The sequence below is a fragment of the Micromonospora sp. AMSO31t genome (assembly GCF_008868175.1).
GTDB lineage: Bacteria > Actinomycetota > Actinomycetes > Mycobacteriales > Micromonosporaceae > Micromonospora.
This window is the reverse complement of sequence record NZ_WBKT01000142.1, coordinates 1-15117: the sequence shown is the minus strand read 5'-3', so window position 1 is coordinate 15117 and position 15117 is coordinate 1. Positions and strand designations below refer to the sequence as shown.

The 15117-nt window shown below is 72.7% G+C and carries 15 protein-coding genes; 4 read left to right on the top strand and 11 right to left on the bottom strand.

Going from position 1 to position 15117, the window contains the following annotated elements:
• The first annotated feature begins 97 nt into the window (after positions 1 to 97).
• From F8274_RS24345 to F8274_RS24335, 3 genes are all read left to right on the top strand, one after another.
• Complete coding sequence (locus tag F8274_RS24345; protein ID WP_151464694.1) at positions 98 to 490, top strand: MerR family transcriptional regulator; 393 nt, start codon at positions 98 to 100, stop codon at positions 488 to 490.
• On the top strand, positions 460 to 807 hold the full coding sequence (gene trxA, locus F8274_RS24340) for a thioredoxin (protein WP_151464693.1): 348 nt from the start codon (positions 460 to 462) through the stop codon (positions 805 to 807). Before F8274_RS24345 ends, trxA begins: the two co-directional genes overlap by 31 nt.
• 61 nt (positions 808 to 868) lie before the next feature.
• Positions 869 to 1048, top strand: a complete 180-nt coding sequence (locus F8274_RS24335; protein WP_151464692.1) for a hypothetical protein — start codon at positions 869 to 871, stop codon at positions 1046 to 1048.
• 45 nt (positions 1049 to 1093) lie between these two features.
• On the opposite strand, the gene F8274_RS24330 is transcribed toward F8274_RS24335, so the two are convergent.
• Genes F8274_RS24330 through F8274_RS24310 form a run of 5 tightly spaced genes read right to left on the bottom strand, consistent with a single transcriptional unit; the run spans position 1094 to position 5743 of the window.
• Entirely contained in the window at positions 1094 to 3466 is a 2373-nt protein-coding gene (locus F8274_RS24330) for a glycoside hydrolase family 65 protein (protein WP_151464691.1), read from the bottom strand.
• Positions 3463 to 4212, bottom strand: a complete 750-nt coding sequence (locus tag F8274_RS24325; protein WP_151464690.1) for a beta-phosphoglucomutase family hydrolase — start codon at positions 4210 to 4212, stop codon at positions 3463 to 3465. The genes F8274_RS24330 and F8274_RS24325 overlap by 4 nt, the downstream gene beginning before the upstream one ends.
• A gap of 47 nt (positions 4213 to 4259) precedes the next feature.
• On the bottom strand, positions 4260 to 4727 hold the full coding sequence (locus F8274_RS24320; protein ID WP_151464689.1) for a DUF4442 domain-containing protein: 468 nt from the start codon (positions 4725 to 4727) through the stop codon (positions 4260 to 4262).
• A gap of 9 nt (positions 4728 to 4736) precedes the next feature.
• Entirely contained in the window at positions 4737 to 4952 is a 216-nt protein-coding gene (locus F8274_RS24315) for a DUF397 domain-containing protein (protein WP_151464688.1), read from the bottom strand.
• The gene (locus F8274_RS24310) at positions 4943 to 5743 is read right to left on the bottom strand and encodes a helix-turn-helix transcriptional regulator (protein WP_151464687.1); all 801 of its coding nucleotides are present in this window, start codon (positions 5741 to 5743) and stop codon (positions 4943 to 4945) included. The genes F8274_RS24315 and F8274_RS24310 overlap by 10 nt, the downstream gene beginning before the upstream one ends.
• Positions 5744 to 6001: 258 nt before the next feature.
• On the opposite strand from F8274_RS24310, the gene F8274_RS24305 reads away from it, so the two are divergent.
• Positions 6002 to 6331 carry a hypothetical protein gene (locus F8274_RS24305; RefSeq protein ID WP_151464695.1) on the top strand — a complete coding sequence of 110 codons (330 nt, stop codon included), beginning with the start codon at positions 6002 to 6004 and terminating at the stop codon, positions 6329 to 6331.
• A gap of 59 nt (positions 6332 to 6390) precedes the next feature.
• Here F8274_RS24305 and F8274_RS24300 read toward each other — a convergent pair whose 3' ends face one another.
• From F8274_RS24300 to F8274_RS24275, 6 genes are all read right to left on the bottom strand, one after another.
• The gene (locus F8274_RS24300) at positions 6391 to 7698 is read right to left on the bottom strand and encodes an ABC transporter ATP-binding protein (protein WP_151464686.1); all 1308 of its coding nucleotides are present in this window, start codon (positions 7696 to 7698) and stop codon (positions 6391 to 6393) included.
• A 157-nt stretch (positions 7699 to 7855) separates the two neighbouring features.
• On the bottom strand, positions 7856 to 10048 hold the full coding sequence (locus F8274_RS24295; RefSeq protein ID WP_151464685.1) for a bifunctional glycosyltransferase family 2 protein/CDP-glycerol:glycerophosphate glycerophosphotransferase: 2193 nt from the start codon (positions 10046 to 10048) through the stop codon (positions 7856 to 7858).
• Positions 10049 to 10064: 16 nt separating this feature from the next.
• Positions 10065 to 11978: a DUF5941 domain-containing protein gene (locus F8274_RS24290; RefSeq protein WP_151464684.1), complete on the bottom strand. Its 1914-nt coding sequence runs from the start codon at positions 11976 to 11978 to the stop codon at positions 10065 to 10067.
• On the bottom strand, positions 11975 to 12718 hold the full coding sequence (locus F8274_RS24285; protein ID WP_151464683.1) for an ABC transporter ATP-binding protein: 744 nt from the start codon (positions 12716 to 12718) through the stop codon (positions 11975 to 11977). Before F8274_RS24285 ends, F8274_RS24290 begins: the two co-directional genes overlap by 4 nt.
• Complete coding sequence (locus F8274_RS24280; protein ID WP_151464682.1) at positions 12719 to 13546, bottom strand: ABC transporter permease; 828 nt, start codon at positions 13544 to 13546, stop codon at positions 12719 to 12721.
• Between the two features lie 64 nt (positions 13547 to 13610).
• On the bottom strand, positions 13611 to 14981 hold the full coding sequence (locus F8274_RS24275) for an L-serine ammonia-lyase (protein ID WP_151464681.1): 1371 nt from the start codon (positions 14979 to 14981) through the stop codon (positions 13611 to 13613).
• Positions 14982 to 15117 lie beyond the last annotated feature (136 nt).

Genomic DNA, 15117 nt, shown 5'->3' with positions numbered 1-15117 from the left:
CCACCCCGACCTCACCTCCGCGGGTTGCCTTGACGTCGGCGGCAAGGTTTAGCGTGAGGGCGGTCAGGGGGGCGAGCAGCAGGTCGGGGTGGGTGGGATGCGGATCGGCGAGTTGGCGGAGCGGGCCGGGACCAGCACCCGGACCCTGCGCTACTACGAGTCCCACGGGCTGGTGTGCCCGCGCCGGTCGGCGAACGGCTACCGGGTCTACGACGAGGCGGAGCTGCGCGTCGTGCACGAGATCCGGGCGCTGCTGGCGGTCGGCTTCGGGCTGGACGACATCCGGCCGTTCGTGGCCTGCCTGCGGGCCGGCAACAGCTCCGGCGACGTCTGCCCCGACTCGGTGGCGGTGCTGCGACGCAAGCTCGCCGAGGTGGACGACTACCTCGACCGGCTCGGCGCGGTCCGCCACCAGCTGCACGACCAGCTCGCCCGCGCGATCGCCCATCGGGAGGAAACATGCCTCAGGACACGCAACAGGGCCGACTGACCCCGGTCACCGACGAGACCTTCGCGGCCACCGTGCTGGCCGCCGACCGGCCGGTGGTGGTCGACTTCTGGGCGGAGTGGTGCCCGCCCTGCCGCCCGGTCTCGCGACACCTGGCGGAGCTGGCCGAGGAGTTCGGCGACGCGCTGCGCTTCGTCACCGTGAACTCGGACGAAAACCCGCAGAGCACGCGGGCGTACCAGGTGATGTCGATGCCGACGATGCTGGTGTTCCGGGACGGCCAGGTGGTCGGCTCGATCGTCGGCGCCCGGCCGAAGAACCACCTGCGGCTGAGCTTCGCCCGGCACCTCGACGGTTGAGCCGGCCCGGATCGGGAAGGCGCGGGGTGACCACGGACCCCGACGGATCGCGAGGCTCGTCATGGCGAAACAGGACAGGTCCCGAGAGCAGGAACTCACCGATCAGGAAAACCGCAAACAGGAGCTGAAGGACTCGCCGGACTGGGCGGATCGCGCCTCCGTGGCACGCACCGCCGACGACGCGCGGGCGACGGCGCCGCGCGACGCCGGCGGCCGGCCGTCCAACGGCCGCCAGTTCTGAGGTACGCCGACGACGCCCCGGCCCGAACTCGGGCCGGGGCGTCGATCAGGTCATGTTCTCGGGCAGGTGCAGCAGCGGTGCCCGGCCCGGCGGCTGCTCCAGCTGCGGCCCGGAGGGGTGCGCGGGGGGCACCGGCACGGTGACCGGCTGGGCGGAGGTGACCCGGAGCGGCTCGCCGTGGTGCCGCAGCTCCAGCACGGTGTCCGGCCCCCCGTTGCGCAGGGAGTACGTCGTCTGGTGCGGCCGGACGTCGACCCGCAGCCGCATGGACTGCCACTGGAGGGAGAACTCCAGTCGGCTGAGCCGGCTGGACAGCCGGGGCGAGAACGAGAGCGTCCCGTCGTGGTCGCGCAGGCCACCGAAGCCGGCGACGAGGGCGATCCAGGCCCCGGCCAGCGAGGCCATGTGCACGCCGTCCCGGGTGTTCTCGTTCAGGTCGTGCAGGTCCATGAGGGCGGCCTCACGCAGATAGCGGTGGGCCAGCTCGGGGTGACCTACCTCGGCCGCCATCACCGCCTGAGTGCAGGCGCTCAACGAGGAGTCCCGCACGGTGCGCCGCTCGTAGTAGTTGAAGTTGCGCATCTTCTCGCCGTCGCTGAACGCGTCGCCGCGCCAGTGCATGGCGAGCACCAGGTCCGCCTGCTTGACGACCTGCTTCCGGTACAGGTCGAAGTACGGGTAGTGCAGCAGCAGCGGGTACTTCTCCGGCGGCGTGTGCTCGAAGTCCCACTCCTGCAACCGGGTGAAGCCCTCGACCTGCCCGTGCACCTCGAACTCCGGGTCGTACGGCACGTGCATGGCGTTGGCCGCGTCCCGCCAGGCGGCCGCCTCCTCCTCGGTGACGCCCAGGTCCTGAGCCTGGTCGCGGTGGCGCATCGCGCAGTCGGCGGCGGTGAGCAGGTTCCGCTGCGCCATCAGGTTGGTGTAGACGTTGTCGTTCTTCACGGCGGTGTACTCGTCCGGGCCGGTCACCCCGTCGATGTGGAACCGCCCGGTGCGGTCGTGGTGGCCGAGCGAGCGCCACAGCCGGGCCGTCTCGACCAGCAGTTCCAGCCCGATCTCCTCCTCCAGCGCCCGGTCGCCGGTGACCAGCACGTACCGGCGCAGCGCGTCGGCGATGTCGGCGGCGATGTGGAACGCGGCCGTCCCGGCCGGCCAGTACGCCGACGACTCCGGCCCCTCGATGGTCCGCCAGGGGAAGGCGGCCCCGGACAGGTTCAACGTCCGGGCCCGTTCCTGCGCCTGGCCGAGCGTCGAGTAGCGCCAGTGCAGCGCGTCCCGCACCGCGCCCGGCTGGGTGTAGGTGAGCACCGGCAGCACGAACATCTCGGTGTCCCAGAACGCGTGCCCGTCGTACCCCGGGCCGGTGAGGCCCTTGGCGGCGATGGGCCGGCGTTCCGCGCGGGCGCCGGCCTGGAGCACGTGGAAGAGCCCGAACCGGACCGCCTGCTGCACCTCCGGGTCGCCCTCCACCCGCACGTCGGCGGCGTCCCAGAACTCGTCGAGGTATTCCCGCTGCTCCCGGCGCAGCCCGTCCCAGCCGTCCAGCCGGGCCGCGGCCAGCGCCGCACCGACCTGGTCGCGCAGCGCCGGCAGCGACCGCCGACTGGACCAGCCGTACGTCAGGTACTTGACCACCCGCAGCTTCTGGCCGGGCTTGAGCACGCAGCCGATGGTGGTGCGGACCCAGTCCTCGTAGCCCTCGGACTCGATGGTGACGCGCTCCGGGGCGTCCACGTCGTGGGCCATGGCGGCGGCGACCCGCAGCCCGCTGACCTTGGTGCGGTGGATGAGCAGGCCACCGTCGTCGGTGGTCAGCTGCTCCTCCGCCTGCAACGGCGATTCGAGTACGGCGGCGACGCGCGGATCCTTGCTCTGCGGCGGCAGGGTCTCGTTGGCCACCAGCTCGGACTGGACGATGAGCCGCAGCGGCCCCTCCAGCGCCTCGACCTCGTAGAGGATCGCGGCCACCGCCCGCTGGGTGAACGACACCAGCCGGGTGCTGCGGACCTTCACGTCCCGGCCGGCCGGCGAGCGCCAGTGCAGCTCGCGGTGCAGGGTGCCGGCGCGCAGGTCGAGGACCCGTTCGTGGGAGATGAGTTCGCCGTACCGGACGTCGAGCGGCTCGTCGTCGACCAGCAGCCGGAGCAGCTTGCCGTTGGTGACGTTGACGACGGTCTGCCCGGACTCGGGGAAGCCGAAGCCGGCCTCCGCGTACGGCAGGGGGCGCAGCTCGTAGAAGGAGTTCAGGTAGGTGCCGGGCAGGCCGTGCGGCTCGCCCTCGTCGAGGTTGCCGCGCAGCCCCACGTGGCCGTTCGAGAGGGCGAAGACCGACTCGGACTGGGCCAGCACGTCCATGTCGAGCCGGGTCTCCCGGACGTGCCACGGCTCGACCGGGTACGCCCGTTCCCGGATCACGCGCGCGCCCCGGTCAGCAGCTCCGACAGGTCGGTGACCACCACGTCGGCGCCGTGCGCGCGCAGGTCGTCGGCCTGGCCGACCCGGTCGACGCCGACCACGTACCCGAAGCCGCCGGCCTTCCCGGCGGCGACGCCGGCCAGCGCGTCCTCGAAGACGGCCGCGCTCGCCGGGTCCACCCCGAGCAGCTGCGCGCCGGCGAGGAAGGTGTCCGGGTGCGGCTTGCCGCGCAGCCCGCGCTCGCGGGCGACCAGCCCGTCCACCCGAGCCTCCAGCAGCGTGTCCAGCCCTGCGGCGGCGACCACGTCCCGGCAGTTGGCGCTGGCCGAGACCACCGCCCGGCGCAGCCCGGCCTTCGCGGCCGCCTCCAGGTACTGCACCGAGCCCTCGTAGACCTCGACGCCGTCGGTGTGGATCCGCTTGAGCAGGATGACGTTCTTCCGGTTGCCCACCCCGTTGACGGTGTCCGCCTCGGGCGGGTCGTCCGGCGACCCCTCGGGCAGGGTGATCCCGCGCGAGGCCAGGAAGGAGCGCACCCCGTCGGCCCGCGGCTTTCCGTCCACGTACCGGTTGTAGTCCGGGCCGGGGTCGAACGGACGGAACAGCTCGCCGGTGGCCGCCGAGCGCACCTTCAGGAACGCGTTGAACGTCTCGGTCCAGGCGGCGTTGTGCACCTTGGCGGTCTGCGTGAGCACACCGTCCAGATCGAAGAGACAGGCGGTCACCTGCGCGGGTAGGCCCAGCATTGTCTGAATCTATCCAGGGCACCGGCCGGGCAAACCGGATTCGGACCTCAGCGGTTCGGCCGAAGTGTCCAGATCACGGTGAGGGCCGAGGTCACGGTGCCGTCCTCGGTGCCGATTTCCACCTCGACCGGGAACTCCGGCCGCTGCCCGGCGTCGAGTTCGGCGACCACCTCGGCCGGGGTACGCCCCAGCCGCGCGGTGGCCAGCACCGGCCCCAGGGCGACCTTCTGGTAGCGGATGGTGGCGGTCACGGCCAGCGGGACGGCCCGGTCGAGCACCTGCCCGAACGCGGCCAGCACCACGGCACCGGAGGCGGTCTCCCCGAGGGTGAACATGGCGCCGGCGTGCGGGCCGCCGACGTGGTTGTGGTGCGCCGGGACGTCGGGGAGCCGGACCACGGCCCGGACACCGCCCTCGGCCTCGGGGGCGACCTCGACGAATTCGATACCGAGCGTGCGGGCGAACGGCACGGCCTCCAGCAGACCGGCCGCGACCTGGCGAGAGTCGATGGACATGCCCAGACGCTACTCGTGAGTAACTTGCTGGGCAAGAGCCGATCGGCGGGCTTGCCCGACGAAAGCGACCCAGCTCAGCGGCGTGAATGTCAGCACCGGACCGCGCCGGTCCTTGCTGTCCCGCACGGCCACCACGCCGGGCAGGTTGTCGGCCACCTCCACGCAGTTCCCCTGGTTACCACTGCTGCGCGTGCTCTTGCGCCAGATCGCGCCGGTCAGGTCCATTGCTCTGCCGCCTCCGAGATCGCCGCCAGGGTCGCTCCATGCGGCATGGCCTCCGCGCGCACGGACTCCCAGATCTGCCGCAGGGAGTTTACGTCCACCGTCCGCTCGACGATGGTGCCGTGCAACTGGTTATCGAGGTAGCCGACGTCGTCGCCGTCGGGCGGGGTGGCGAGCACGAAGGCCCCGTTCAGACCGGGGTAGGCGCCCACCTCCCGGGGCACCAGGTGCAGGTGGACCCGAGGGCGGCGACCTACCTCGACCAGGTGCCGCAGCTGCTCCCGCATGACCTTGGGGCCGCCGACCGGGCGTTCCAGGACGGTGTGGTCGAGCACCGCCACGAACTGCGGCGGACCGGGCCGGTTCAGCACCTCCTGCCGGGCCAGGCGCGCGGCGAGGGGCTGCTCGATCTCCTCCCCGACGAGCTGCGCCGCCCCCTCGTAGAGCGCCCGGGCGTAGTCCTCGGTCTGGAGCAGGCCGGGCACCACCAGCGGCTCGAAGCTGCGCAGTGCGGTCGCCTCCTGCTCGATGGTCACCCATTCGCGGAACCACGGCATCAGGCTCTCCCGGACCAACGTCTCCCGGATGCGCACCAGCAGGCCGCCCGCGCGCAGCGCCTCGTCGCAGCGCTGGGCGAACTCCTCCCGGGGCGGGCGGCGGCACTGCTCGACCGCCGCCACCAGCGAGGCCGAATAGTTCACCCGCTCACCGAGCGCTTCCTGCGACAGCCCGGCGTCGCCGCGCAGCCGGCGCAGTTCCCCGGCGAACAGTTCCAGCATCGGCATCCGGCTCATCTGCACACCTCTGCACAACGGGGGGCGGCCGATCGCACGGCCGGGCTGGTGGGGACGGAACGGCTTCCGACCCTAGCCCCACGGTGACCAGACTGTCACCCAGCGGAGCGGCCCCGTACCCGTCAAGGGCCGCTCCGGGGCCCGCCCCATCCCCCGAACCGGGGCGGGCCCACCCCAACGAAGCGAGGCGCCATGCACCCACCACGGCAAGCAGATCTTGGTGGCAAACGGCCCCTGGAGGGGCCACCCGGTACCAAGATCTCGAACGAAGCGACCACAACGGACGGAACGGTTGGCGAGCGGCCGAGGGCGTACCCGTCATATGCCCCGCCGCACACGCCGCTGCGGCCCGTGTGGTGCTGCCGGGCCTGCGGACAGCCGTGGCCCTGCGCACAGGCACGCCTGCTGCTCAAGGCCGAGTACGCGGACGACCAGATCGGCCTCTCGCTCTACTTGTGCGGGCTGCTCCACGAGGCGGCCCGGGACCTCTACCGCCTGAACCCGGACGACGGCCCGGCGCCGGCCGACCTGTTCCGCCGGTTCGTGGCCTGGGGCCCCTACCGCCGCCCGGTCGTCAACCCGCCGTAGCTGTTAAGCGGGGTCCCCTTCTCTACCGAATGCGTTAAGAGGGGGCCCTTCCTTGCACCTCAGCGCCAGCCGACGTCGATCCGGTCGCCGCGCTCGTCGAAGAAGTGCAGGGCATCCATCCGCACCTGGACGGCGAGCGGATGCCCGGCCGACACCTGCGGGTACGGGGCCAGCCGCACCGCCAGCTCCGCGGGACGGCGGTGGTGCCGGCCCGGGTCGGGGAGCACGCTGGTGCGGTTCCCGCTGCCGCTCGGCGCGGCGGAGACGGGTGCGTCCGCCGGCCGCCCGGCGAGCCGCTGCATGACCTGGCCGAACCGGCGCAGGCCGCGCTGGCCGGGGGCGCTGTCCTCGGGCCGGCTGCCCATCTCGTCGACCACGATGGCCGTGGCGCCGATGTCGAGGAAGGCCAGGGACTCGTGGCCGTGGTGCTCCAGGTAACGGATCCGGCCGTGCAGCACGTCACCGGCGGTGTCCGGGGCGACCGGGGTGAGGGCCTCGGCCCGCATGCCGACCACGATCCGCTCGCCGTGGTAGTGGGCCACGGCCCGGCTGCGGATGTCGTCCCACGGCAGGTAGAGCGACTGCTCGCCGAGGTTCAGCGTGACGTACCGGTCGAGGTGGACGTAGACCGACGCCTCCAGCAGGTTCATCCGCGGGCTGCCGAGGAACGCGGCGACGTAGAGGGTGGCAGGGCGCCCGTACACCTGGGTGGGGGTGCCCACGTCCTGGAGCACGCCCTTGCGCATGATGGCGACCCGGTCGGCCATGGTGAGTGCCTCGGCCTGGTCGTGCGTGACGTAGATGGTGGTGACGCCCAGCTCGCGGGTCAGCCCGGAGATCTCGGCGCGCAGCTCGGCGCGGAGGCCGCTGTCCAGGTTGGAGAGGGGCTCGTCCATGAGGAACAGGCCGGGCCGGCGCACTATGGCCCGCCCCATGGCCACCCGCTGCCGCTGGCCGCCGGAGAGCTGGCTGGGCTTGCGCGCCAGCACGTCGCCGATGCCCAGCGCGCTCGCCACGTCCTGAATCCGCTCGCCGCGCGGCCCGGGCTCGACGCCGGAGAGCCGGAGGGGGAAGCCGATGTTGTCGCCGACGGTCATGTGCGGGTAGAGCGCGAAGTCCTGGAAGACCATGGCGATCTTCCGCTCCCGGGGCGGCAGGTCGTTGGCCACCTCGCCGCCGAGCATCACGGCGCCCGAGGTGGGATCCTCCAGCCCGGCGACCATCCGCAGCACGGTGGACTTGCCGCAGCCCGAGGGGCCGAGCAGCACCATGAACTCGCCGTCGTTGACATCCAGATTGATGGTGTCGACCGCGACTGTCCCGTCCTGGAACACCTTGGTGACATCCTTGAGCGCGACGGTGGTCACCGTCTGCCTCCCCAGTTCTCGGCCGAACCCGGGAATGACTGTGGCCAGGATCGTGCCGTCCGCGCATCGGGTAAACGTGCCATGTTCGACTCGTGAAAGAACCATTAACGAGATTGGCGGCCTTCCATCAGTAAAGCGACCGCTCAGTAACGCCTTTTCAGGCCGGTTCGCCCAGAAAGACCCGGCGGACCACCCGCTCGGCGGCGTGCCCGTCCTCCAATGCGCAGAACCGGGCCCGGAACCGCTCCCGGGCCTGCTCGGCGGCCGCGCCGCACACCGCGCCGCTGCGGAAGACGTCGAGCAGCCCGGGAAAGTCGACGGCGACCGCGCCCGGCGGCTCGGCCAGCAGGTCGAAGTAGACGCCCCGGGCCACCCGGTAGGCGTCCCAGTCCGGCGCGTAGACCACGATCGGCCGGTCGAGCACCCCGTAGTCGAACATCGCCGACGAATAGTCGGTGACCAGCACGTCCGCGGCGAGGTACAGATCCTCGACCCGGTCGTACCCGCTCACGTCCAGCACGGCGCCGTCGGAAACGCCGCGCAACTGCCGCTCCCGGTCGTGGAAATAGTGGCTGCGCATCAGCAGCCGCCCGGCCGGGCCGAGCACCGCACGCAGCCGGTCCGGGTCGAACGGCGGCCGCCAGCCCGGCAGGTGCTCCCGGTGCGTGGGGGCGTAGAGCACCACGTACTCGTCGGGGCCGATGCCCAGCCCCGCGCGGGCCTGGCGGCACTCCTCGGCGGTGGCCAGCGCCAGCCGGTCGTTGCGCGGGTAGCCGACCTCCAGCGTGGCGTAGTCGGCCGGGTAGGCCCGCTCCCACATCTGGGTGGAGAAGCTGTTCGAGCTCACGCTGTAGTCCCACCGGTCCACCCGGCGCAGCAGGTTCGCGAAGTTCATGCCCATCGCGCCGACCGGATAGCGCTGCTGGTCCAGCCCCATCACCTTGACCGGGGTGCCGTGGTGGGTCTGGACGTGCACCGAGCCGGGCCGCTTGCGGACGAAGTCCGGGAAGTTGACGTTGTTCACCAGCCAGCGGGCCCGCGCCAGCACCCGGTAGTAGTCCGGGGTGCCGGCCACCACGTACTCGACACCCGGCGGCAGCCCGGCCACCCGGTCCCGGCGGACGATCCACACGCCGCGCACCTGCGGGGCGAGCCGGCGGGCGGCCGTGTAGATGGCGGCCGGGTTGCAGGAGTAGCCCCGGTACCAGTACGACGCGTAGACGGCGAGCGTCGGGTCGAGCGGGCGGTGCAACTCGGCCCGGTAGTACTCGCGCAGCGCCGCGTCCCGGGCCCGACGGGCGTTGCGCCGGGCGACCGGCAGCACCCGCCGCTTGACCCGCCGGGCCGAGCGCCGGGCCCGCTCCTCGGCCTGGTGGGCGGCCCGGAGCGCGCTGAACGTCCGCCACCGCCCGGCCGCCACGAGCCGGTGCTTCACCCCTTCCAGGCCGGGCGGGACCGGGTAGCCCTCGGGTGGCAGGAAGCGGGCGTGGTCGGCGTGGATCTGCGCGAAGAACGGCGGCCGCAGTTCGGGCGCGATCCGCTCGCCGTTGCCGAGCACGGTCAGGTAGTGCCAGATCATCCGCTCGAAGACGGCCGGGCGCAGCCCGTCCACCACGGCCGGCCCCCACTGGTCCATGAGCCGGAACACCCGGTGCCACTGGGCGAAGACCTCGAAGTGCCGGTCGCCCCGGGTGCGCGTGATCGCCCCGGTGCGGCGCTGCCGGTAGTTGAGGCAGACCCGGTCCAGCACGCCGATCCGCTCGGCGGCCATCAGCACGGGATAGCTGAACGAGACGTCCTCGTACCAGCCGGGCGCGAAGCGCAGCCCCTGCTCGACCAGGAACTCCCGGCGGACCAGCCGGTTCCAGGCGGTGTGCAGCAGCCGCAGGGTCTCCGGCCGCTCCCGCAACCGGAAGGTCGCCTCGCCGGGCGGCTGGGGGAACACGTCCCGCATGGCGCTGCGCGTGCCGATGTTGTTCCAGTGGGCCCGGACGTGGTCGACGATCAGCACGTCCGGGCGGGTGGCGCGGAGCCGGTCCGCCACATGGGGCAGGCAGCCGGGCACCAGCCAGTCGTCGCCGTCGACGAACCAGACGTAGTCGCCGGCGGCCCGGTCCAGCCCGATGTTGCGGGCCGGACCGAGCCCGACGTTCTCGGTGAGCCGGACCGGGTGGACCCGGGAGTCGCGGGCCGCGTACTCGTCCAGGATCTCGCCGCTGTCGTCCGGGGAGGCGTCGTCGATCCCGATGACCTCCACGTCCTCGAACGGCTGGTCGAGGATCGAGTCGAGACACTCCCGGAGGTAACCCTGCACCTTGAAGGCCGGTACGACGAAGCTGATCAGGGTCATCCCGGCCGGCCCTCCGTCAGCCCGGCGAGCGGTCACCCCCAGGGGCGCGGGCCGGCAGGACCACCCAGGCGAGGACCACGCTCGCGACAAAAACCACGAGAAGGTACGCACCGAGTGTAGCTAGAGCGATGCTCGCGATTCCGGCGATTGACCCGATGGTCAGCAGCGCCGAACGCCCCTCCCAGCCCAGCGCGGCGGCGTGCAGCGGCGGCGCGGCCTGCCGCTTCTCCAGCCGCGCGGTCAGGTCGTAGTGGTGCAGGGTCAACACGAAGACGTACCCGAAGATGAGCCACGGCGGCACCCGCCCGGCCACCCCGACGGCGATCGCGAAGAGAAACTCGCCGGCCCGCAGTGCCGCCGGAACCAGCCAGTCCAGCGGTCCGTCGTGCGCCGCCCGCGCGCCCAGCGCCCCGCCGAGCAGCACCAGCAGGCCGAGCGGCACCACCCAGGCGCTCAGGTCCGCGCCCGCGTGCACCACCCGCAGCGCGACGACCAGCAGCGCCGCCGCGCCCAGCGTGCCGAGCGCCGCCAGCGCCAGCGGCTGCCGGGCGGCGGGCAGCGTCCGGGCCAGGAACCCGTCGTCGCGGTGCAGGCCCGTGTCGACGGTGCTCAGCACCGGCACCCGCATCCACCGCGCCCGCAGGGTGCGCAGCCCCCCCGTGTACGCGAACGCCAGCACCCCCCACACCAGCACGGCGCACAGCGCCACCAGCGGCCCGAACAGCGCGGCGGCCACCGCCATGAGCGCCCACCGCTCGCCGATCGGGAAGACCACGGTCCGCTTCAGCCAGTAGGACACCGAGCCGGTGTCCGCCTGCACCTTCGTCGAGGCGGCGTTCAGCTTCCCGCCGATGCCGCCCGCGTCGCCGGTCGCCGCGCGCGGGCGGCGGGCCGCCTCGTCGTGCAGCACCCCGTACCAGGTGTCGGTCATGTGGCGCACGGTCTGGAGGGTCATGGCGGCGATCGCCAGAGCCCAGCCGTAGCGGAAGCCGGCGTGCGAGGCGCCGTAGCCGAGACCGGCGTAGACCAGGTATTCCTTGGCCCGGTCGGCCATCGTGTCGAGCCAGCCGCCCCAGGCGCTGAAGTGCCGGGTGTAGCGGGCCAACTGGCCGTCCACGCAGTCCAGCACGAAACCCAGGTAGAGCAGGACCGCGCCGGCCACCAGCGCGGGCCGGCCGCCGGCGCCGAACAGCACGGCCGCGGCCACCGCGAAGGCCACCGAGATCATGGTGACGGCGGTCGGGCCCAGGCCGATCCGGGCGGCCACCTTCACCACGTACGGGGACCAGGTGCTCACGAAAAACGTGGTGAAGAAGTCGTCCCGCTCCTTCACCGACAGCCGCAGCTCGGCCCGGTCCTCGTCGACCGCCGCCACGGCGGCCTGCGCGGCGGCCAGTTCCGCCGGGTCGCCGACCCGGTGCGCCACGAGCAGGCGTACCCGGTGGGCGAAGGTCAGCGTGCCGCAGCCCGCCAGGTCGGCGAAGAGGCGGTCGACGCCGCCCCCGGCCGCCGTGCGGGCGGCGGCGGCGAGGGCCGGCAGGTCGGCCGGGCCGACCCGCAGCGCCCCGCCGAACACGCCCGTGGCGCCCGCCGGGTCGCCCACGGCCACCACCTGGCCGCGCTCCTCGCGGACCGTCACCTGCCCGGCGGCCGGCGGGTCGGTGAGCACCAGGGCCACCGTCGGCCCCACCGGGCTGGTGGCCAGATGCCTGAGTACGGCGGTGTGCGCCACCAGGTCGGCCCCGCTGACCAGCACCGGCCCCGTGGCGGCGGCCACCAGGTCGGCCAGCTCGGACAGGTCGTCGACCACCCGCACCTCATCCGCCCCGGCCCGGCGCCACTGCCCGGCGAGCCGGTCGGCCAGCCGCTCCCCGGCGTCGGTGGTCAGGCCCGCCGCCGACCCGGCGGCGAGCACGATCGCCAGCGTCACCGCTGGGTCGCGCCGGCGTACGCCCGCAGCGCCTCGTCGATCGTCCCGTCGACGGTCAGCCGCCCGGCGTCGAGGTAGAGCCCCCGACGACAGAACCGGGTGAGATCCTTTTCGTTGTGTGACACCAGCACCAGCGTGCGCCCTTCCGCGAGAAGTCGCTCGATGGTCGCATAGCACTTCGCACGGAACTCGGCGTCCCCGACCGCGGTCACCTCGTCCACCAGCAGCACGGGGTGCGGCAGGTGGGCGATCACCGCGAAGCCCAGCCGCACCTTCATGCCCGACGAGTAGTGCCGGACCGAGGTGTCGATGGCGCGTTCCACCTGCTCACCCGCGAACGAGACGATCTCGTCGAAGTGCCGCCGCAGGTACGCCGACGACAACCCGTGCAGCCCGCCCACCAGGTAGAGGTTCTCCCGGCCGGTCAGGTCGCCGGAGAAGCCCGCGGAGAGTTCCAGCAGCGGCGCCACCCGGCCGTGCACCCGGATCGCGCCCTCGTCGGGGATCAGCACCCCGGCGATCAGCCGCAGCAGCGTGCTCTTGCCGGTGCCGTTACGCCCGACCACGCCGACCGTCTCGCCCGGCTCGATCCGGAACGACACGTCCCGCAGCGGCCAGAACCGGCCGGCGTCCGGGTCCCGGGAGCCCCGGTGGATGAGCAGTTCCCGCAGCCGGAGCTGCCGGCGGCGGTTGCGGACGAACCGGATGCCGAGGCCGTCCGCCTCGATGATCGCCGCCATTCACAGTTCCTTGAGCACGGCCGGTTCGAGGCGGCGGAACGACCACCAGCCGACCGCGAACACCAGCAGGCTGCCCGCCACGGTGACGGTGAGCAGCCGGGCGTCGGGGAACTCGTCCGGATACCAGATGGCGTGGTGCAGCTGGAAGATCCCGACCAGCGGGTTCAGCTCGTACGCGACCTTCAGCCAGCCCGGCATGCCCGAGTCCCGCACCAGGTTCAGCGGGTAGATGATCGGGGTCGCGTAGAACAGCAGCCGGATGATCAGCCGCATGATGCGCTCGATGTCGCGCATCAGCACGTTGCCCGCCGAGAGCAGCAGCGCGAGCCCCACGAGCAGGACGAACTGCACCGCCACGGCCAGCGGCAGGGCCAGCAGCGTCCAGCCGAGGTGGATCCGGCCGTGGGCCACATAGAGGGCCGCGATGGCGGCCAGGATGGGCAGCCCGGCGGCGTACTCGGCGAACCGGCCGGTGACCCGGCCGATCGGGAAGACCTGCCGGGGCAGGTTCATCGTGGTGATCAGCCGGGCCTGCCCGGTCAGCGCGTTGGCCGCCTCGGTCAGCGCGGAGCTGGCCCACATCCACGCGAAGATCCCGGTGATGAGGAACAGCGGGTACGACCCGGCCGCGTCGCCCAGGTGCCGCCGGGTGGCGCCGGAATAGAGCACGCCGAAGACGAACCAGTAGATCAGGCCCATGCCGAGGGGCTCGATGAGCGACCAGAGGTAGCCCAGCACGGACTGCTGGTATTTCACCGCGAGATCACGCCGGACCAGGATGCGCAGCGAGGTGCGGGCGGACCAGAGCGCGGCGACGCCGGACGTCACCGTCCCATCCTCGCCCGGAGCGTCCCGGCCCGCCGTACGGACGCGCCGGGTCACCCCTTCGGGGTCAACACTCGATGACGTTGACCGCGAGGCCGCCCCGCGCCGTCTCCTTGTACTTGATCTTCATGTCGGCACCGGTCTCCCGCATGGTCTTGATGACCTTGTCGAGCGACACGGCGTGCACCCCGTCGCCGCGCAGCGCCAGCCGGGCCGCGGTGATCGCCTTGATGCTGGCCACCGCGTTCCGCTCGATGCACGGGATCTGCACGAGGCCGCCGACCGGGTCGCAGGTGAGCCCGAGGTTGTGCTCCATGCCGATCTCGGCCGCGTTCTCCACCTGCTCGGGCGTGCCGCCCAGCGCCTCGGCCAGCCCGGCGGCCGCCATCGAGCAGGCCGAGCCGACCTCGCCCTGGCAGCCGACCTCGGCCCCGGAGATCGAGGCGTTCTCCTTGAACAGCACGCCGATCGCGCCGGCCGCGAGGAGGAAGCGGATCACGCCATCCTCGTCGGCGCCCGGCACGAACCGGGTGTAGTAGTGCAGGACGGCCGGGATGATCCCGGCGGCGCCGTTGGTCGGCGCGGTGACCACGCGCCCGCCGGCCGCGTTCTCCTCGTTGACCGCGAGCGCGAAGAGGGTGACCCAGTCCATGGCGTGCAGCGGGTCGGTGGCGTCGCCCTCCGCCTCCAGGCTGCGGCGCAGCTCGGCCGCCCGGCGGCGCACCTTCAGCCCGCCCGGCAGCACGCCGTCATGGGCGCAGCCGTTCTCCACGCACTCCTGCATCACCCGCCAGATCTCCAGCAGCCCGGCCCGGACGTCGGCCTCGCTGCGCCAGGACAGCTCGTTGGCGAGCATCACCTCGCTGATCGACAGGCCGGTGGCGGTGGTCACCGACAGCAGCTCCGCGCCGGTGAGGAAGGGGTGGCGGACCCGGGTGCTGTCCGGCTTGATCCGGTCCGCCCCGGCGGCGGCCTCGTCGACCACGAACCCGCCGCCGACGGAGTAGTAGGTGCGCGCCCGGACCTGCTGCCCCGCCGCGTCGAAGGCCGCAAAGGTCATCCCGTTCGGGTGGTACGGCAGGGAGCGCCGACGGTGCAGCACCAGGTCCCGGTCCGGGTCGAAGTCGATCTCCTGGCTGCCCATGAGGCTGAGCCGCCGCTGCGCGCGGATCCGCTCCACGCGCGACCCGACCGTGTCGGTGTCGACGGTCTCCGGGACCTCCCCCTCCAGCCCGAGCAGCACGGCGCGGTCGCTGCCGTGGCCGTGGCCCGTGGCGCCCAGCGAACCGAACAGCTCGGCCTGCACCCGCACGACGTCGGCGAGCTGGCCGTCGGCCTTGAGACCGGCCACGAACGTCCGCGCGGCCCGCATCGGCCCCACGGTGTGCGAGCTGGACGGCCCGATGCCGACGCTGAAGAGGTCGAAAACACTGATCATGGCTGCACTTTCCTCGCCGTCGTCCCCGTCGTGCGGGTCCGGCCCGGTGTGTGCCGCTTCCCGGTGCGGGAGGCGGCGGGCGGCACCCGGGGTGTGGGCGCCCGACCGGCGAGCCTACCCGCCCCCGGCACCTCCC